General features: G+C 33.9%; 18 protein-coding genes and 1 pseudogene. 8 read left to right on the top strand and 11 right to left on the bottom strand.

The window, feature by feature from the left end:
• Positions 1 to 32: 32 nt before the first annotated feature.
• A complete protein-coding gene (locus ACGH6Q_RS06305; RefSeq protein WP_065574464.1) occupies positions 33 to 428 on the top strand; it encodes a hypothetical protein in 396 nt (131 codons plus the stop codon).
• 14 nt (positions 429 to 442) lie between these two features.
• Positions 443 to 799 carry a fumarate reductase subunit FrdD gene (gene frdD, locus ACGH6Q_RS06300; RefSeq protein WP_065560802.1) on the top strand — a complete coding sequence of 119 codons (357 nt, stop codon included), beginning with the start codon at positions 443 to 445 and terminating at the stop codon, positions 797 to 799.
• A gap of 83 nt (positions 800 to 882) precedes the next feature.
• On the opposite strand, the gene ACGH6Q_RS06295 is transcribed toward frdD, so the two are convergent.
• From ACGH6Q_RS06295 to ACGH6Q_RS06250, 10 genes and pseudogenes are all read right to left on the bottom strand, one after another.
• Positions 883 to 1,746 carry a hypothetical protein gene (locus ACGH6Q_RS06295; RefSeq protein ID WP_411592372.1) on the bottom strand — a complete coding sequence of 288 codons (864 nt, stop codon included), beginning with the start codon at positions 1,744 to 1,746 and terminating at the stop codon, positions 883 to 885.
• A gap of 247 nt (positions 1,747 to 1,993) precedes the next feature.
• Positions 1,994 to 3,577 (bottom strand): annotated as a pseudogene (gene yejF, locus ACGH6Q_RS06290) (microcin C ABC transporter ATP-binding protein YejF); the annotation flags it as partial.
• Complete coding sequence (locus ACGH6Q_RS06285; protein ID WP_411592370.1) at positions 3,577 to 4,605, bottom strand: ABC transporter permease; 1,029 nt, start codon at positions 4,603 to 4,605, stop codon at positions 3,577 to 3,579. The pseudogene yejF and the gene ACGH6Q_RS06285, both read right to left, overlap by 1 nt.
• The gene (locus ACGH6Q_RS06280) at positions 4,605 to 5,693 is read right to left on the bottom strand and encodes a microcin C ABC transporter permease YejB (RefSeq protein ID WP_034910220.1); all 1,089 of its coding nucleotides are present in this window, start codon (positions 5,691 to 5,693) and stop codon (positions 4,605 to 4,607) included. The genes ACGH6Q_RS06285 and ACGH6Q_RS06280 overlap by 1 nt, the downstream gene beginning before the upstream one ends.
• A gap of 1 nt (position 5,694) precedes the next feature.
• Positions 5,695 to 7,665 (bottom strand): extracellular solute-binding protein, encoded by a 1,971-nt coding sequence (locus tag ACGH6Q_RS06275; RefSeq protein WP_411592368.1) that lies wholly within the window; start codon positions 7,663 to 7,665, stop codon positions 5,695 to 5,697.
• Positions 7,666 to 8,092: 427 nt separating this feature from the next.
• A complete protein-coding gene (locus ACGH6Q_RS06270) occupies positions 8,093 to 8,293 on the bottom strand; it encodes a hypothetical protein (protein ID WP_218056962.1) in 201 nt (66 codons plus the stop codon).
• A 211-nt stretch (positions 8,294 to 8,504) separates the two neighbouring features.
• A complete protein-coding gene (locus ACGH6Q_RS06265) occupies positions 8,505 to 8,942 on the bottom strand; it encodes a PTS sugar transporter subunit IIA (protein ID WP_411578345.1) in 438 nt (145 codons plus the stop codon).
• Between the two features lie 56 nt (positions 8,943 to 8,998).
• On the bottom strand, positions 8,999 to 10,414 hold the full coding sequence (locus tag ACGH6Q_RS06260; protein ID WP_411592366.1) for a PTS fructose transporter subunit IIC: 1,416 nt from the start codon (positions 10,412 to 10,414) through the stop codon (positions 8,999 to 9,001).
• 11 nt (positions 10,415 to 10,425) lie between these two features.
• On the bottom strand, positions 10,426 to 11,346 hold the full coding sequence (gene pfkB, locus ACGH6Q_RS06255) for a 1-phosphofructokinase (RefSeq protein ID WP_065590357.1): 921 nt from the start codon (positions 11,344 to 11,346) through the stop codon (positions 10,426 to 10,428).
• 11 nt (positions 11,347 to 11,357) lie between these two features.
• Positions 11,358 to 12,212 carry a tagatose bisphosphate family class II aldolase gene (locus tag ACGH6Q_RS06250; RefSeq protein WP_034910211.1) on the bottom strand — a complete coding sequence of 285 codons (855 nt, stop codon included), beginning with the start codon at positions 12,210 to 12,212 and terminating at the stop codon, positions 11,358 to 11,360.
• A 345-nt stretch (positions 12,213 to 12,557) separates the two neighbouring features.
• Between ACGH6Q_RS06250 and ACGH6Q_RS06245 the strand changes: the two genes are divergently transcribed.
• Together ACGH6Q_RS06245 and ACGH6Q_RS06240 are read left to right on the top strand one after the other, a co-directional pair.
• On the top strand, positions 12,558 to 13,379 hold the full coding sequence (locus ACGH6Q_RS06245; protein WP_085165617.1) for a DeoR/GlpR family DNA-binding transcription regulator: 822 nt from the start codon (positions 12,558 to 12,560) through the stop codon (positions 13,377 to 13,379).
• Position 13,380: 1 nt separating this feature from the next.
• Positions 13,381 to 14,346, top strand: coding sequence for a sugar kinase (locus ACGH6Q_RS06240; RefSeq protein ID WP_411592364.1), 966 nt, complete (start codon positions 13,381 to 13,383; stop codon positions 14,344 to 14,346).
• Positions 14,347 to 14,590: 244 nt separating this feature from the next.
• Here the strand turns inward: ACGH6Q_RS06240 and hemW are convergent, their stop codons facing one another.
• Entirely contained in the window at positions 14,591 to 15,718 is a 1,128-nt protein-coding gene (hemW, locus tag ACGH6Q_RS06235; protein ID WP_411592363.1) for a radical SAM family heme chaperone HemW, read from the bottom strand.
• A gap of 180 nt (positions 15,719 to 15,898) precedes the next feature.
• On the opposite strand from hemW, the gene ACGH6Q_RS06230 reads away from it, so the two are divergent.
• The 4 genes from ACGH6Q_RS06230 to pgl all read left to right on the top strand — a co-directional run bounded on the left by ACGH6Q_RS06230 (position 15,899) and on the right by pgl (position 19,591).
• Positions 15,899 to 16,771: a D-hexose-6-phosphate mutarotase gene (locus ACGH6Q_RS06230; RefSeq protein WP_411592361.1), complete on the top strand. Its 873-nt coding sequence runs from the start codon at positions 15,899 to 15,901 to the stop codon at positions 16,769 to 16,771.
• 181 nt (positions 16,772 to 16,952) lie between these two features.
• Positions 16,953 to 17,237: a 50S ribosomal protein L25 gene (gene rplY, locus ACGH6Q_RS06225; protein ID WP_411592359.1), complete on the top strand. Its 285-nt coding sequence runs from the start codon at positions 16,953 to 16,955 to the stop codon at positions 17,235 to 17,237.
• 181 nt (positions 17,238 to 17,418) lie between these two features.
• Positions 17,419 to 18,879: a glucose-6-phosphate dehydrogenase gene (zwf, locus tag ACGH6Q_RS06220; protein WP_065590363.1), complete on the top strand. Its 1,461-nt coding sequence runs from the start codon at positions 17,419 to 17,421 to the stop codon at positions 18,877 to 18,879.
• Positions 18,880 to 18,892: 13 nt separating this feature from the next.
• The gene (pgl, locus tag ACGH6Q_RS06215; RefSeq protein ID WP_411592357.1) at positions 18,893 to 19,591 is read left to right on the top strand and encodes a 6-phosphogluconolactonase; all 699 of its coding nucleotides are present in this window, start codon (positions 18,893 to 18,895) and stop codon (positions 19,589 to 19,591) included.
• Positions 19,592 to 19,763 lie beyond the last annotated feature (172 nt).

The following is a 19,763-nucleotide window of genomic DNA, read 5'->3' as shown; positions in this document are numbered from 1 at the left end:
AGCATAAAACACAATGCTACCAAGAGAGATTTATGAATCAACAAAATACCAATAATTGCCTTGATACGACTCAAACCGATGTAAAACGCTCTTTTATAATTTCAATTATGCATAAATTAGTTCCTTTTTCGATGATTTGGGTAAGTTTAGTTTTAATGTATGGCGTAATATGTATGTACACTAACACTGTTGGACAAGATGAGTTTTACCGTTTTATCTTCTTTTTACGTAGCCCTTTTGTTGTGGTGCTTAATTGTATTGCATTATTTATTAGTGTTTACCATTCAATAGTTTGGTTTAATTTAATACCCAAAGCTTTACCTTGCACAACATTTAATAAAAAATCTAACGCATTATTACTGATTGCGGGACTGTGGATGGTGATGCTAACTGTTTCGATTTTTTTATTTTTATTTGTATTGAAGTGAGTGGTATTGAATTAATGAAAAATCAACAAATTCAAGTTAAAAATACTGATGGAAAAGTCATAAAAGGATTATTTGCTTTAGGCGGTACATGGGCTGCAATTTTTTTACCAGTTGTGCTTGTCATTTTGGCATTTATTATTCCTTTTGGCGATGCAATAACACGTTCTTATATTCTTAAAATAGCCAATAAAGAAATTGGTAAAGTTTTTTTATTTTTGATGATTTCATTACCTATCTGGTGTGGATTACAACAAATTTTATCCATTTTACACGAGCGTAAAATCTATCCTAAACGTGAAAAATTACTGACGTTTGGATTAGCATTAGCATGGACATTACATGCTATTTATATATTGTTTATTCGAATGTAAGAGATATTTTTTTGAATTGTAAGAACAACGGCAAAAATACACAAAACGTTATCAATCAAATCACGTTTTGTGTATTTTAAAGACTAATAATAAGTAAGTTCGCGGGTAATAGTTGTCTGTTTACCACCGTTATTATTTTTAATTTTAATTGCTGTTAGCCAATCGTTTTTTTCATTAAAGGTTGAAAAATTAGTTACATAATGAGCCGCTTCTTTGCCTGATGACAAATAAGTAGCTTCAATGGTTGTTAATCGATGATGACCATTATCATATTGATACGAAAAATCACTCTCATTTCTCATATTATTACTAAATTGATACAACACTTTGGTTAACTGTTGCTCTTGATATCCAAATGTATAAATTGAAGCCCCTTTTTGTTCTTTACCTGTATAGTTACCATTCTCATCAGTTTCTTTAAGCAGCCATTGTACATTTTTATTGATAAGACAATTATTACTGTCGTATACATAATTATCTGTTTCAAAAAAGACAAAATCGGTCGCTTTTTTAGTTTGCTGTGATACGACAATTTTGCCTTGTTCATCGGTATTAAATTGGATAATGCTGTTAGTTTTATCTTCTACATCTTCAATGATACTTTCCCAACCAGATTTATTTTTTTGTAGGTGTTCCGAGTAAATACGGGTATTTTTATCTGAATAAAGATCATAATGGCTTTGTGTGATAAGTCCGTTAGAAGCATATTCTAGTTCGTGCTTAGCTGTAGAGCTGTTAGCATCCGCTCCCAATTTGGTAGTTGAAGTCCGAATCTCTTGTTTAATATTTCTTACTGGTGAGTCAATATAATCGAGGATTTGAAAGATATAGTTATTTGCCTCAACTATATTCTGAATAGGATTATCACTACAGGTTATCGCCATGGCATTTATTGGAATTATTGATAAGCAAGGGGTTAATAAAAAAGGTAGTATTCGTTTTTGCATAATAAACCTGCTAAATAAATTGATATATTGACTTATTAACAATGGTTTATATTATAAACCATTGTTAAATTATTGCGTTGCATATTTATTTTCTACGCATTAACAAGGCATCTTCCCAACTGACCTCTCTATCTTTTTTCTTATCTCGCTGTAGATCTTGTTGAGATTCATCCTTATGAGTAAATTGCTCTGTTTTGTCAATTTTATCTTTATGTATCATAGTGTTACTTTTCTTTCGAGGTGGCTTATCTAAAAATGAAAGTAATGCTTTTGTATATTCATCTTCAGGAGAATAGAAGATCTTCTCACGTGAGCCTTGCTCAATAATACTACCATCTTTCATAACAACCACTTGGTGACACATAGTGTAAACCAACGCTAAATCATGGCTAATAAACAAATAACTAAGCTGATGCTTTTCTTGCAATGATTTCAGTAAATTAATAATTTGTTTTTGAATAGTATGATCCAACGATGAAGTAGGTTCGTCTAAAATCAATAATTCAGGCTGTAAAATTAAAGCTCTAGCAATAGCTATTCGTTGACGTTGCCCTCCAGAAAACTCGGTCGGATAGCGATAACGCATATCTGGATCAAGCCCAACTTCTTGCATAATATCGATTACTGCTTGTTCACGCTGAACTTTGTTTAATTTTTTATGAGTCATTAATCCTTCACTAATAATTTGCTCAACATTGAGGCGAGGATTAAGCGAAGAGAACGGATCTTGAAATACTACTTGGATACGGCTTCGAAATGGTAATAATTTTTTACTAGTCAAATTTTGTATCGGATGGCTGTCAAATACAATTTTGCCCTGTGATTTAATCAATCGTAGAATAGCTAGTGCTGTAGTGCTTTTACCCGATCCTGACTCACCTACAATGCCAACCGTTTCACCTTGGTGTACAGCAAACCCAATATTGTTGATAATTTTCTTCTTTTGGCTGTTAAATAAACGTTTTTTGGTAATGACTTCAACATTAAGGTGATTAACATTAAGTAATATTCCAGGTGAATCGGGCAATGGTACAGGTTCACCTTTTGGCTCTGAATTCAATAGTGTTTGAGTATATTCATGCTGTGGACGTAAAAAGACACGCTGTTTATTATTGTATTCAATAATTTGGCCCTGTTGCATAACAGCCACTTTATCAGCAAGCTTTTTAACAATACCAAGGTTATGCGAAATAAAAAGCATACTCATATTGAGTTCTTTCTTTAACTCTTTTAGTAACTGAATAATTTGTGCCTGTACAGATACATCTAGTGCTGTTGTCGGTTCGTCAGCAATAAGTAACTTTGGATGCGTTAATATTGCCATAGCAATCATTACTCGCTGCCTTTCGCCACCAGATAGTTGATGAGGATAAGCTGATAATTTACTTTTTGGTTTCTTAATGCCTACACGATCAAGGTATTGTAAAATTTCGCCACGAGCTTGATTACGCTTCATTCCTCGATGTAACGCCAGCACTTCATAAAGTTGCTTTTCAACTGTATGTAGAGGATTTAATGACACCATCGGTTCTTGGAAGATCATGCTAATTTCATTGCCACGAACTTTACGAAGTTCTTTATCTGGCGCATGTAATAATGATTTTCCTTCAAACAAAATATCACCAGTAGGGTATACCACTTGTTCTTTACGTAGTAGTCGTAAAATTGATAATGCGGTAATGCTTTTCCCTGAGCCTGACTCTCCCACTAAAGCAAGTGTTTCTTGCTCATTAATATCAAAACTAACATTACTTACTACTTGCGATAGTAAATGCGTACCACGTTTAAATGCAACACTTAAATCCTGAACGGATAATAAAGGAGAACTCATTAATACACTCCTTTGTTTGGATCAAATGCATCTCTTACTGCTTCACCAATAAAAATAAGCAGTGACAGTAAAGTTGCAATAACTAAAAATGAACTGATGCCAAGCCAAGGAGCTTGTAGATTGTTTTTACCTTGTAGTAATAATCGTCCTAGTGATGGCGAATCAATCGGTAAACCAAAACCTAAAAAATCTAGCGCTGTTAGTGTTGTTATCGAGCCACAAAGTATAAAAGGTAAAAAGGTTAATGTTGCCACCATGGCATTAGGCAAGATATGACGAAACATAATTTTAGTGTCACTAACTCCCATTGCTTTAGCTGCACGAATATAATCAAAATTGCGAGTACGCAAAAATTCAGTACGCACTACACCTACTAAAGCCATCCAACCAAATAATACGGTAATACCTAATAACCACCAAAAATTAAGCGGTAAAATACTGGCTAACAGAATAATAACAAATAGCTCTGGTAACCCACTCCATATTTCTATGAAACGTTGACCGATTAGATCAATTTTACCTCCATAATAGCCTTGTATAGCCCCAAAAATGACACCAATAATTGAAGTGAAAATCGTCAAGAAAATCGCAAAAAACATAGATATGCGAAAACCGTATAAAATATTGGCTAATACATCGAAACCTGCATCGGTGGTGCCTAACCAATGTGATGCCGAAGGCGGCGTTGGAAACGTGTTTGATGTATCATAAATTAATGTATTGTAGCTATAACGAAATGGCGCCCATAAAATCCAGCCATTAGCTTCTATTTTATTTTGTACAACAGGATCAAGAAAGTTGGTTTGCGTGGCTAATTGTCCACCAAATTCCGTTTCTGGATAAAAATGAAAAATCGGCGAATAGTAATTATCCTGATATTTAATAAAAATTGGTCTATCGTTAACAATAAAATCAGCAAATAAGCTAATCACAAAACAGATCATAAATAACCAAAGTGAATAATAACCACGACGATTCTGTTTAAATCGTTGCCAACGCTGTTGATTAATAGAGTAATGGGTGGTCATTAGTTGCGAGCCTCAAAGTCAATACGTGGGTCAATCATCATATAAGATAAATCAGATAATAATTTAGTAATAAGGCTGATTAATGTAAAAATATACAATGAACCAAAAATCACCGGGTAATCACGTTGTATAATTGCCTCATATCCCAATAGCCCAAGTCCATTAAGCGAAAAGATAATTTCAATCAATAATGAACCAGTAAATAAAATACCAACAAAAGCTGCAGGAAAGCCTGATACAATCAGCAATGTTGCATTGCGAAAAACATGTTTATATAAAATTTTTCTTTCACTTAATCCTTTAGCACGTGCGGTTATTACATATTGTTTGCGGATTTCATCTAAAAATGAATTTTTAGTTAGCATGGTGAGTGATGCAAAACCGCCAATGACCATTGCGATAGTAGGTAAACAGATGTGCCATGCGTAGTCTTTTATTTTGCCCCAAAAATCGAGTTGATCAAAATGGTTCGATATTAGCCCACGTAGAGGAAAAATATCCCAATAACTACCGCCAGCAAATAATACAATAAATAAAACTGCCAATAAAAAAGCAGGTATCGCATAGCCAATAATAATTAAGGTACTTGACCAAAAATCAAATGCAGAGCCATCCTTCACTGCTTTGCGAATGCCTAACGGGATTGAAATTAGATAAACAATCAAAGTACTCCATAATCCTAATGAAATTGAAACAGGTAAACTTTTGGCAATTAAACCTAGTACCGATTCACTTTTAAAAAAACTATTACCAAAATCAAATAATATATATTTCTTTAGTGTTTCGATATAACGTTCAAATATCGGTTTATCAAAGCCGTACTGCTTTTCTATCATTGCGACAACTTGGGGATCAAGACCGCGTGAACCGCGATAATTTGATTCATTTTTATATTGCTGCACTGGCGTAGATGAGCCACCACTCCCAGGCAATAGCCCTTGCCCTGCTTGCGGTCCGTTTTCAATCATAGCAAGCGCCTGATCAACGGGTCCACCTGGCGCAACTTGTACAATAAAAAAGTTGATAGTTAAAATCACAAACAATGTTGGAATAATCAGCAACAGTCGACGAATAAGGTAATTGATCATATTAATGTTTCCGATTTTTAGGTAGGCTAGCTGCTTTGTTTGCATCATACCACCAACTATCAACTCCGATTGCATAAGTAGGTTGTATAGCTGGTTGCCCAAATTTATTCCAGTATGCATAATACGTTTTACTGTTATACCACATTGGAATCATTGGATATTCTTGCGTTAAAATACGATCAAGCGCTCGTCCTAGCGGGACTAACTCTTCTTGATTATCCACGTGTTTGGTGATTTCAGCAATAATGGCATCAATAGCCTTATTATGCAAACCCGAAGCATTCCATGATGAGTTAAGATACTCGCTTCCCCAAAGCACTAGCAAATTAGAGCTTGGGTAATTTACGGCATAATAATCACGTGCAACCATATCATAATCACGTTCACGAACACGTCGTAATTGTTGTGCTGAATCTAGCAAGGTAATATTCATGGTGATCCCCAAACGTGCTAAATTTTGTTGAAAGGGAATGGCATATTTAATATCACTACCGAGGTAACTGATCAGTTCAAATTCAAATGGTTGCTGTGTTTTAGTGTTAATCAGCTTACCGTCTTTAACTTCCCAGCCCGCTTGTTTTAATAATTCTGCTGCCTTTAATAAATTATCACGATTAAAGCCCTGACCATCACTTTTTGGCACATAATAGGCATTGCCGAAAGCACGCTTTGGAATAATATCTTTATAAGCATTAAGCCATTTTAATTCTTGCTCACTAGGTGTGCCGATTGCGGCATAAATGGTATTTTCAAAAAAACTATAAGGTCTTTTGTAACTGTCATAATAAAAGGCATGATTTAGCCATTCAAAATCAAATGCCAAGGTAATGGCTTCACGAACTTTAATATCTTTAAATAGATCTTTTTGTAAATTAAACGCAAGCCATCTAGTGTCGGTAGCTGTTTGAACTGGTTTTTCTTGTTTAATAATATGGTTAGAATCAAAATATCTACCTTGATATTGAGTAAACCAGTTTTTAGGTTGATCTTCAGCACGCAAATCATATTCGCCAGCTTTAAAGGCTTCTAGCGAAACGTTATCATCCATATAATAATCAATACGTTTTTCGTCAAAATTATCTAAGCCTTTATTAATAGGTAAATTACGTGCCCAATAATTCGGATTACGTCGATAAACAACATATTGCCCTAATTTATATTCGCTAATGTAGTATGGACCACTACCAACTGGTGGTGTAGTTAGTGGTTCAGAAAGATCATGATCTTTCCAAAAATGTTTCGGCATAACTCGCATACTACCAACGAATGAAAAGAGTTTTTCCCGATCGGAATCGGGAATATCAACACGCACATGGTGATCATCTATTGCCTTAACTGTAATGCCTTTATTATAAACACGATACTGAGGCACGCCTTCGGTCATAAATTTGTGAAAGGTAAACTCAACATCATGGGCAGTTATTGGTTTCTCATCTTGAAAACGAGCGTTGGAATTAATAGTAACCTCAGCCCAACGATAACTATCAGAATAAGTTATTGATGTCGCAATAAGTGGATAAAAACTAGTAATATCATCAGCCGTATTGGTAAAAAGCGTGTCATATAACGCTCCCGAATTTCGCTCAGGTGCTCCACGGCTAGCATAGCGATTCAAATTATCAAAAGAGCCAACTTCAGCCAGTTTAATTACTCCACCTTTAGGTGCATTAGGATTTACATAATCAACATGTTGAAAGTCAACATGATACTTTGGTTGACCTGAAAGTGAAAAGATGGTTTTGTGGTAAATTACCTCACGTTTTTCAGTAGGAATAACGATATCAATTTGTTTATCCTGAGATGATTGAACAGGAATATTAACATCGATTTCTTCCTCAGTTTGAGGTGAAATTGTTTGCGGTAAAATTTGTTTTTCTTCATCGGCAAAAGCAGGTGCAGAACAAATGGCTATACCACTTAGGCAACTCAAGATGAATAATATTTTTGTAGGTTGTTTAATTCGACTAATCATCCTAATTCCGTTCCTGCTTTTATTTAACAATAACATGTTTATATTACTTTTTATTTATTATTAACAAATTCAAATCATTTAAGACAATCATCATCGCCTAGCTAGGGTGTCTATTTTGCCAAACTTCAACTAAATGAGCAAAAACTAATTAATAAAGTTTATATAAAATGATAATGTTAGCGAAAAGCATACCGTTATTTTTAGATTAAACAAGCTATATTGAATCAATTATACATTTTATATTTTTCAATATGATTAACTATGCCTTACATAAATTGGGATATATTGACAGCTATCTTTTTGTGAAAAAGTTTCAGGTAACTATACGTTTCAGTATAAATATCTTGAAAATAGATAAGAAATCAAAAAAACGATTATCATTGTTCAATTGAAAAGTTGGATGTACTTACCACTCATAAAAGAAATATTATGTATTGTTGGCTAAACTCAAAATATGAATTATTACCGTTTTTGCTTGATGACTGTTTTTCCAACAAGTTGAACCTGATAATAACGTACTTTTGTTAAGAATTTCATCTAAACTAGCATTACGCAATTTATCGAAAGAATCGAAGTGCATATCTTCAAGTCTTTCAATAATTTTGGCATCCACGAATTTAAGCTCCATCAACTGCTGTCGTTCTGATTCTGAAAAGGCAATATTATTCCCATTACGTTATATTAAATATGCTTTTAAAATAATGTATTTTTGTAGCTTTTTTAAGTAGGCGCCTATTAACATTTTATAGGCATAATGCTTTGTTATTAATAGATTTTATCGAGATTATATCATAACAACATTTTTATGCCTTTTCTTTTTATTACAAACTCAAGATCTTTTAATTACCTTGAAGAATTGCTAATAAATCCTCCGAAGTTTTAACTGCGTGAATTCGTGTTAGCGTATCTTCAGCAATTACAGCTCGGGTTAGTTGACGTAAAATATCTAAATGTTCATTGGCTTTTGCAGCAATACCAATGACAACATAAGCTATATTATTATCTTCGTCCCAATTGATTCCTTCAGGATAATATATGATTTTGATTCCAGTTTGGATAACACTATCACGTTTTTCCGTTGTGCCGTGTGGAATGGCGATTCCGTTACCTAAAAAAGTCGAAATTTGTTTATCACGATCAAACATTGCTTGGGTATAGTCATCTTTGACTAACTTAGCTTGGATCATCTTTTCTGATACATCTTTAATTGCTTCTTTTTTAGAATAGGATCCAGTTACGATTGAAATATCATGTACTGTCAAATTTAATGTGCTCATTTCTATTCCTTACTAAAATGAATATACCGAAATAAATCGGTATATTTCTTGATTGATTAAACTGATTTTTGGGCAACTAATTGTCGATTTTGATGAATACGTACTAAACCTAATAAAATAGCGCCAACTAGTGCTCCTACAAAGATACAGCCTACCCATAAAAATGGTTTATTAACCAATGGCAGAACTAAAAATCCTCCATGTGGCGCTGGAACTTGAATTTGACATATGAATGTCAATACTGATGCAATTGCAGAAGATAACATCATAATTGGAATTACTCGCAAAGGATCCTTAGCCGCAAATGGGATTGCACCTTCTGTAATGTGTGTCGAACCTAAAACATAGTTAACAAGTCCAGCAGCACGTTCTTCTTCTGTGAAAGCTTTGCTGCGGAAAATAGTGGTAGAGAATGCAATAACAAAGGGTGGTACTATACAAGCAGCAGACACACCTGCCATGAAATAGAAATTTCCTTCACCTAACAACATAGTGCCAGTAACATACGCTGCTTTATTAACAGGACCACCAAAGTCAAACGAACACATTGCTCCAATAACAATACCGAGTAAAACAGGATTTGCAGATTGTAATGATTCAAGGAAAGATTTCATTCCATTATTAATACTTGCAATTGGACCACCAAGTAAAAACATACCTGCACCGATAACAAATACACCAATTAATGGCATAATAAAAATCGATTTAAGTCCTTCAAATGAACGAGGTAATCCATCTAACATTTTTTTGACATAAAGCATTAAATAGCCTGCTGCAAAGCCAGCTATAATTCCGCCTAAGAATCCTGCACCAGTAATGTTGGCAATTAAGCCACCAACAAAACCAGCCACCATACCAGGTTTTCCACCTATTGAATAGGCAATAAATCCAGTAAAGATTGGTACCATTATGCCAAATGCTTGCCCACCTATTTTCATTAACAATGCAGCAAATTCATTATATTGGGCATTATTAGGGTCGGCTGAATAGATTCCCCATAAAAATGATAAAGCAATTAGTACTCCACCAGCGACAACAAATGGTAGCATGTTTGACACACCACTCATTAAGTGCTTATAGATTTGGCGTCCAATCGATTCTTTTACTTCTACTTGGTTTGATGAAACTGTGTTATTAGTGCTATTTTGGGCGCCTTTACGAACAGGAACTGTACCTGACATAATTTTTTCGATTAGTGCTGCAGCCTTATGGATACCGTCTTTAACCGGTACTTCAAGCACGGGTAAACCATTAAAGCGATCTGGATTGACATCTTTATCTGCTGCAATAATAACGCCAATTGCATTGACAATATCAGCATTAGTAATGGCGTTATCAATACCACCAGCACCATTGGTTTCCACTTTTATTTCGACTCCAGCCTTTTGGGCCGCTGATTTTAAGGCCTCTTCAGCCATATAAGTATGCGCGATACCGGTTGGGCAGCCTGTAACGGCTAATATTTTTTTCATAACAATCTCCTTTACTTGATTAGGGTAACTTCAAGTTGATCCATATAAATATTGATTTTATTTAGTAAACCTAATCCGTCTGATTCTGCAACGTTAGCGCCTGTTGCTGATGCCTTTTTTATGGCTTTTTCAATATGTTGTTGTTCAGGTAGCCATTCACTAAGAAAAGCTGCTAGTGACGCATCACCGGCACAAGCCGAGCTAATTAATTTGATTTTTACAGCATTGCAAAACCAAATATTTGTCCCATTAGAAAAGTAAAGCCCTTTAGCGCCCATGGTTAATAAAATATTTCTCGCTCCTTGCGCATGAATATTTTCTAATGCAGCAATGACTTGTGGTTTTGTTTTCGTTTCAAAGCCAAAAATCTCTTTTACTTCATCATCATTAGGTTTAATTAATAGTGGTTTATAGGAGAGTAAATCACTTAATTTTGGGTGACTAATATCAAGGATAACTTGAATATTTTTTTTGTTGCATAAATTTAAAATAGCCTCGTAATATTCAGATTCAATATTATTTGGCAAGCTACCACTGATGACTAAATAACTATTGTTAACCAGTGATTCAATAATAGTTAGCATTTCTGTTTTTTTATCATTAGGTATAAACGGACCTTTACTGACTAATTTATATTCGTTTTCATTATCATTGATAAAAACATTAATACGCGTGATATCATCAATAAAACAGGGTTTTGTCTTGACCTGTATTTTCGTTAGTTCATCAATAATATATTTACCAGAAAATCCACCAAAGAATCCTAATGCACAAGTGGGGCTATCAAATTTATGCAATACGATTGAAACATTGACTCCTTTGCCATTCGGGCTATATTCAGTATGAGAGGTTCGATTAACTGCATTAGGGTTAAGCCCTTGACAATGAATATTCATATCGATTGCAGTGTTAAGTGTTAATGTATAGATCATTATCTTGGCCTCTATAATTTGCCTGCACATCCACATGTTGTAATAATTTTTTTGACAATGTCTTTCATTGCTGCTTTTGCAGGTTTCATATAATGGCGGGGATCATTGGCATCGGGATGTTCAATAAAGTATTGTTTTAATGCATCTGAAAATGCAATTTTTAATTCTGTCGCAACATTTACTTTACAAATTCCACGCTTAATACACTCACGCACGTCTTTCTCTGGAACACCCGAAGCGCCATGTAATACGAGAGGAATATCAACCATTGAGCGAATTTCTGATAAACGATCAAAATCCAGTTTTGGCTCTGATTTATAAAGACCATGTGCTGTACCAATGGCGATAGCGAGGGAGTCAATTCCTGTTTTTTCAATAAAATCTAAAGCTTGTTTTGGATTAGTATATAAAGCATCTTTATCATTAACGATTAAATCATCTTCAACGCCACCAAGGCGACCTAATTCAGCTTCAACACTAACATCGTAACGGTGAGCATATTCAACTACTTGTTTGACAATGGCGATATTTTCTTCATATGGAAAATGGGATCCATCAATCATGACCGATCTTACTCCAGCATTAATTTTACTGGTGATATCGTTATATTCTTCGTGATGATCTAAATGGACAGCTAATGGAATGTTATGCTTTTTTGATAAAGCATTTGCTATAGCAAGTATATTTTCTGTTTCTGCATAACTGTATGTACCAGGTGTACCAGCCAAAATAACGGGCGATTGTAATTCTGTTGCTGTTTCAACAACGACCTGCATAGTTTCTAAGTTATGGATATTAAAGGCAGGCACAGCATAATGTTCTGTTTGAGCCTTTTTTAGCATGTTATTACTTGAAATAATAGTCATATAACTTCTCCTTAATAATCTAATTCACTTTGTATTATGTTAGTAACTTTTGTTTTGAAAATTATTTCCATTAATTATGATTTCAAAACGAAAGTTAAGCTAGTAATAATCGCGTGAGTTAGATCACAAAAATTAACATTACTTTTAAAACGAAATAAAAAAGATTGATAAATTTTCGTTTTGATAGTTAACATGTATATGTAAAACGCTGTGGGATAAAAAATGCTAATTATTAATGGTATGATTTATAAGATAAAATTCTAATCATAGTTTGATGTTGACCTAATATATGATTAATTCTATTATCACTATCCTTAATTTTTATCTATGGCGTAGGAAATAAAATTGGCTAGAGCATCTTCAGGTTTATTAAAACGACGATTACAAATTGCAGAAATTGTTCGTAAGCAAGGTGAAGTTAAAGTTGATGAATTATCTGAATTGCTTCAGGTCTCAAATGTGACTATTCGTCAAGATTTAACTTATTTAGAGCAGCAAGGATATTTAAAGCGTTCTTTTGGTGGTGCAATTTATGTTACCCCTGAAGGTGTGTTTAATCAGCTAAGTGTTAATACACCAAGTTATATACAAAGTAATAGTTGTGATATTGAATTAGTTAAAACCTGTTTAAGTTATATTAGTGATGGCGATATATTGTTTTTAAGCCATGGAAATTTGATAAGAAAGTTGATTCCGTTTTTACATTGCAAAAAATCATTAATACTTATTATGAATGACATTAGCAATGCACAATTAGCGAAAGAGTTTACCGATGCTGAAGTAGTGCTTGTTGGTGGAGCCATACTGGAAGGGAATCTTTTGTTAGATAACAAAATGATCAATTTTATTTTGAACCAATTTTCTATATCGCATTTTGTTATCGAATTAAGTTCAATCAATACTGATAATCAATTGATTATTGAAAGTTTAGAACAGGTTAGAATTTATCAACAAATAATGAAAAAAGCAGCACATACAATTGGCATATTACCGCAACGTATTATTCATAATAATGATAATAGTATTGGAACTTTAGTTGATATTGATATGGTGATGTTATCAAGATCTGCTGTAACCGAGTATCATCAACAATTATTAGATGCTAATTTTGAGCAGCTTATTTCAAATAAATATTGTGTAACTTATCAAAACAAATTGGAGACATAATATGCGTTTTAAAATCTGCACGATAGGCGAACTGCTAGTTGAGTTTTTAGCAAAAGAACAAAATCAGCGTTTCGATCAAGCTGGGGAGTTTATCGGCCCTTTTGTTAGTGGCGCCCCTGCAATATTTGCAGATCAAGTTGCAAAATTAGGTTTTCCTGTTGTTTTTTTTAGTTGTGTAGGAAAAGATATTTTTGGAAAAATGTGCACCCATCGTCTTAAAAGTGATGGTGTCATTATTGATGGTATTACTCCACATAATAAGGCCAATACAGGTAGTGCGTTTGTTACTTATAAAGGTTCTAATGAAAGAGATTTTATTTTTAACATTCCAAATAGTGCATGTGGTTTACTTTCGTTTAACCATATTAATGAAAACTTATTAAGAGATTGTACTCATTTGCATGTAATGGGGTCATCGCTTTATTCATTTCGTGTGATTGATGCTATGAGAAAAGCATTGGATATCATCAAAAGTAAAGGTGGTACAATTTCATTTGATCCTAATCTACGCAAAGAAATGTTTGATATACCAGAAATGGAACAATCTTTCGATTATATTATGGAGTATACCGATATATTTTTACCTAGTGAAAGCGAAGTTAGCTATTTTATTAACAATAATGAAAATGAACAACAAACCATGTTTAAGTTGCTTAAAAAAGGTATTAAACATATTGTGGTAAAAGGGGGGGCTAAAGGAGCTAAATATTATGGACTTGATGAACAAGGGCATTTACAAAAACTTCATGTTGATGGATACAAGGTCAACTCGATAGATCCAACCGGTGCGGGAGATTGTTTCGGAGCAACATTTGTCAGTTTAATGTTAGCAGGTTACTCTGTTGAACAAGCTTTGCAATATGCTAATGCTAGTGGTGCTTTAGCCGTATCTAAAAAGGGTCCGATGGAAGGAACTTCTACATTAGCTGAACTAAAACATTTCCTTTTTCATACTTCAATTGAATAGTTATTAAAATTAATGTGATTATCGGAATTATAGGCAAAAAAAACCCAATAACAAAAGTTATTGGGAAAACATAAGGAATAGGAAAACAATGAAATAATGCATTGTCGAGACATAGTATGTACTTTTTTTTGAAGAAAGTCTGTAAAGATATGTGAATAATTGATTAAATAGTTCGTATCTATCATGTTAAATAAACGTAAAGGATAAGTTTTTTTAGATAAATATAGGTATTTCAAAATGTTATCTATAAAAACATCTCTAATAACGAATTCAAGAATAACTTGCCATGATCAGTTACCAGCCAGTTTTGTTTATCCTCAATTAAATAGTTCTTTTCAATGGCAATCGCTATTTGTTTTTCAACTGAGTGTAAAGGTAAATAAGTTCGTTGTTCAAATTCATGTTTAGGTGTTGGTTCAAAAAGTCTAAAACGATTCATAAAAAATTCAAAAGGTAATTCCTCTTTTGGAACTGTATAATATTTATCTAAATAACGGCCATCTAAATACCCTTTTGGGTGACGAGTTTTTATAGTGCGAATAATTTTTCCATCAGGTTGCGTTAATTTACCATGAGCGCCACATCCAATGCCTAAATAGTCTCCAAATCGCCAATAATTTAAATTATGTTGGCATTGTAATCCTTCTTTAGCATAAGCAGAAGTTTCATATTGTTGGTAACCACTTTTAGTTAATAATTGATTACCTTGTTGATAAATTTCCCAAAGTTTATCATCATCAGGTAAAACAGGTGGTTTTGAACCAAATAGCGTATTTGGCTCAATCGTTAATTGATACCAAGATAAATGCGGTGGTGCAATAGCAATGGCTTGTTTTAGGTCATATAGAGCATCATCAATACTTTGATTTGGCAAACCATGCATTAAATCTAAATTAAAACTTCTTAAATTTAATGTTTTGGCAATTTTTCCGGCTGTGATTGCTTCTTTGGGATCGTGTACCCGTCCTAATTTAACAAGTTTATCGGTTTGAAAACTTTGCACGCCAATTGATATTCGGTTTATACCCGCTTGCTGATAGCCATTAAATCTTTCTATATCAACAGAATTTGGGTTAGCTTCAATGGTGATTTCAGCATCCTTATGTATAGGGATGATCTTATTTATATTTGATAATAATTTATCAATCAACTCGGCTGAAAATAGACTAGGTGTACCTCCACCGATAAAGATTGAATGAATTGAGCGGTTTGAACAGAAAATAGTATCGTTTTGTAGGTCTTTAAGCAAATGCTCTACATAAGATTCATAATTTGGCGTTTTTTTTATGGTATGTGAATTAAAATCACAATAGGGACATTTTTGTACGCACCATGGCATATGAATATATAAACTTAATGGGATTTTATACATAAATGTAGTGTTACCTGAAACTTTTTGACTAAAAAATTATAGTGTTGTTTCACTATTTATAGTGCTTTATTTTACTCCAATTCTTTAAAAAATGCTTTTGCAATCTATTATGTTTTTATTATTAACTTAAGAAGTATACAATTATCAATAAGTTGTTAAATTTATTATTTAGGAGTAAATATGAGTATATATAAAGAGATTTTAGATAGTAGCTTATCAGGTGTATCCTTAAGCCCATCAATTAAACAATCAATTTATGGTGAACTGCCAATTTTAGTTATTAATCATAGCACTTGTTGTGCTGCCGTTGCATTACAAGGTGCACACTTATTATTTTGGCAACCATCTACTGAACAAACACCAGTTGTTTGGCTGAGTAACAAAACAAATTTTAAAAAAGGCGTAGCTATTCGAGGTGGAGTGCCTGTTTGTTGGCCTTGGTTTGGTCAGTTAGGCAATCCTTCTCATGGTTTTGCACGCATTGTCGAATGGACATTAGATTCATGTAAAGAGGACGAGCAAGGTGTTACCCTTGTTTTATCGCTCACTAATAATCCGCAGACAGAATCTTATTGTAGCAAACCTTTCTCGGTATCATTAAATCTTCATCTAGGTAAAACTTGTGAAGTTTCTTTAAGCTGCTTAGCAGACTTTGATGTAACTAGTGCTCTACATACTTATTTTGGAGTTGATAATATTGATAGTGTTGTAGTCAAAGGTTTAGGTGAAGCTTATCAAGAACGACTTGCTGCTGAAAACAAACCAGCGACTGTAGGCCAATTGACATTTAATCAAGAGGTCGATCGTATTTATACCAATGCAAGTAATCAAATCACTGTTACTGATGGCACTCGAATAATTCAATTAACCAATACTAATGTAAGTGATGTTGTTACTTGGAATCCATGGATAAATAAAGCTAAATCAATGGGAGATTTTGGTGATGATGAGTATAAATCTATGGTTTGTGTCGAAGCAGGTTGTATCACAAAACCATTAAAGTTATTACCGAATAAAAAATCAACTTATGGTTTTAAAATAGAATTGATCTAAGTGTGCATATAATATTCCATATACGTAATCAATATTTTACTGATTTGTAATATGATTAATTGATTGCGTTTAGAGGGATAACACTTTATAATCTCCAACGCTTTTTAAAGTACTAGTTTGATAGCCAATTACTGGGTCGCCTGTAATTGGTTTCTATTTTAAATAATTAAGAGAAATTAATATGTTTATATTCAAAGCTGAAGTTAGAAAAGAGCATGGTAAGGGTGCGAGCCGCCGCCTGCGTCACGCTGGTAAATTCCCAGCCATTATTTATGGTGGAACTGAACCTGCAATCTCTGTTGTGCTTGATCACAACCAAGTTTTTAATATGCAAGAAAAACCAGAATTTTATTCTGAAGTGTTAACTATTGAAGTTGACGGAAAAGCAGTTAAAGTAAAAGTGCAAGCAGTACAACGTCATGCATTTAAACCAAAATTAGTTCATATGGATTTTGTACGAGCATAATTTGCTTATTGGGAAATTACCCAATAACTTGTTTCAAGCAAAAGGTCACCCAGAGGTGGCCTTTTTGTTTTAGAGTAAACAAAGGATAATGCCTATTACTATGATTTATCCTATTAATCGGGTGTACACCAACCATTCAACATAATAGAATAATTACATTATACCATCGTAGGAGAAAACCATGTCTGATATCCCAGCTTGCGATTTAGTTATTTTTGGTGCTAAAGGGGATTTGACAAGACGTAAATTATTACCGTCTTTATATCAATTAGAAAAGTACGGAAAACTACCAGAACAAACAAAGATTTTAGGCGTAGGGCGTGCTGATTGGGATCATGCCGCTTATTGTGAGGTAGCAAAAGAAGCACTAATCTCGTTTATGCCAGAACCGTTAGACGATAATATTTGGCAACGATTTAGCCAACGATTGGACTTTCATAAACTAGATGTTAATGATAGTGCTGGTTTTGAAGGATTGAAAAATAAACTTGATTTGAATCATCCAGCTATTTTCTATTTTGCAATGCACCCGGGTGCTTTTGGGACTATTTGTCAAGGTTTAGCTGCTGCAGGATTAAATCAATCGCAAAACCGCATTGTGATGGAAAAACCACTTGGAACAGATCTCAAGTCATCTCGTGAAATCAATGATTCGGTGGCTAAATTCTTTAGTGAGTCGCAAGTTTATCGTATTGATCATTACTTAGGTAAAGAATCAGTATTAAACCTATTAGCCTTACGATTTGCTAATACAGTGTTTGCGTCATTTTGGGATCGTAATTCAATTGATCATGTTGAAATTACGGTAGCTGAACAAGTAGGTATTGAAGGCCGTTGGGGATATTTTGATAAAGCCGGTCAAATGCGTGATATGGTACAAAACCATTTATTACAAATATTAACCATGATTGCCATGTCCCCACCTGCTAATCTTGAAGATGATAGTTTGCGTAATGAAAAAATAGCAGTACTTAATGCGCTTAGACCAATTAACAAATCCAATATTCGTGAAAAAGTAGTTCGAGGGCAATATACAGCAGGTTTTGTTAATGGTGTTAATGTGCCAGGCTATTTAGAAGAAGATGGCGCAAACCCAAAAAGTAATACCGAAACATTTGTTGCAATTCGAGTTGATATTGATAACTGGCGCTGGGCAGGTGTTCCTTTTTATTTACGCACTGGTAAGCGCTTACCAAGTAAATGTTCTGAAGTTGTAGTTTATTTCAAACCATTACCGCTTAATTTATTTAGTGAATTTTATCCAGAATTGCCACAAAATAAATTGACGATTCGTTTACAACCTGATGAAGGTATGGATATTGAAATCCTAAATAAAGTACCAGGGTTGGATAGTAATCATAATTTACAAACCACTAAACTTGACTTAAGTTTCAGCGAAACTTTTCACCAACAAAGTGCTGATGCTTATGAGCGTTTATTACTTGAAGTTATGCGTGGTCGCCAAGCATTATTTGTTCATCGTGATGAAGTTGAAGCTGCATGGAAATGGGTTGATTCAATTATTAGTGCATGGGAATCAGAAAATGATGCCCCAAAAACCTACCAAGCCGGAACTTGGGGACCAGTCGCATCCGTTGCCTTAATCACTAAAGATGGGCATTCATGGCACGAATTTGAATAAAGGAAAAATAACTATGTTTACGTTAAATAAATATCAAAATAGTCAATTATTGATCGAAGATTTAACCTCACATATCGTCAATGAATTAAAACAGGCCATTGTACAAAAAGGACATGCTTCAATTGCGGTTTCTGGTGGTAAAACACCTATTCCATTATTTGTTTCACTAAGTAAACAAAATATAGAATGGAGCCGAGTTTTTATTACGTTGGTGGATGATAGATGGGTTGATGATACTGATGATGCTAGTAACGAAAAGTTAGTGAACACTTATCTATTACAAAATAATGCTAAATTGGCTAATTTTGTTGGTTTAAAAAACAGTTGTAATAATCCATTTGATGGTGCAGAAGTTACAGATAAACTTTTAGATAAAGTTCCGATGCCATTTGATGTAATTGTTTTAGGTATGGGAGAAGATGGGCATACTGCCTCATTATTCCCAGGCGCAGCTAATTTGGCTAACGGTTTAGATATGAAATCTGGACGGAAAGTTGTTGGTATGACACCATTAACAGCACCACTAGATCGTATTACATTAACATTGCCAGCTATTTTAAATAGCAAAAATATCTACCTACATTTAGTTGGTGAAAGCAAATTGTGTGTATTAGAACAAGCCGAAAAAAATAATGATGTTAATCAAATGCCTATTCGTGCTGTTTTGCAGCAGGATAAAGTTAATATAACTGGGTTTTGGACCGTATCTTAAATTTTCCTCATTTTTTTGCCGACTTACGTCGGCAATGATTTTTTATGATAAACTTTGATTCCAAAGTACAGGATGAGTAGTGCTTTTATCTTACCAATTAATCCCCTGAGTTCTCTTTTATAGGCTTTTCAGCTTGTTTTGCTATTTTTGTTTTTCTTTTTCGGCTGGCTTT

Origin of the sequence: Gilliamella sp. BG2 (assembly GCF_046635645.1) — a bacterium.
GTDB classification, from domain to species: Bacteria; Pseudomonadota; Gammaproteobacteria; order Enterobacterales; family Orbaceae; genus Gilliamella; species Gilliamella bombi.
The sequence above is the reverse complement of the archived record's forward strand: the minus strand, read 5'-3'. Positions and strand labels throughout refer to the sequence as shown.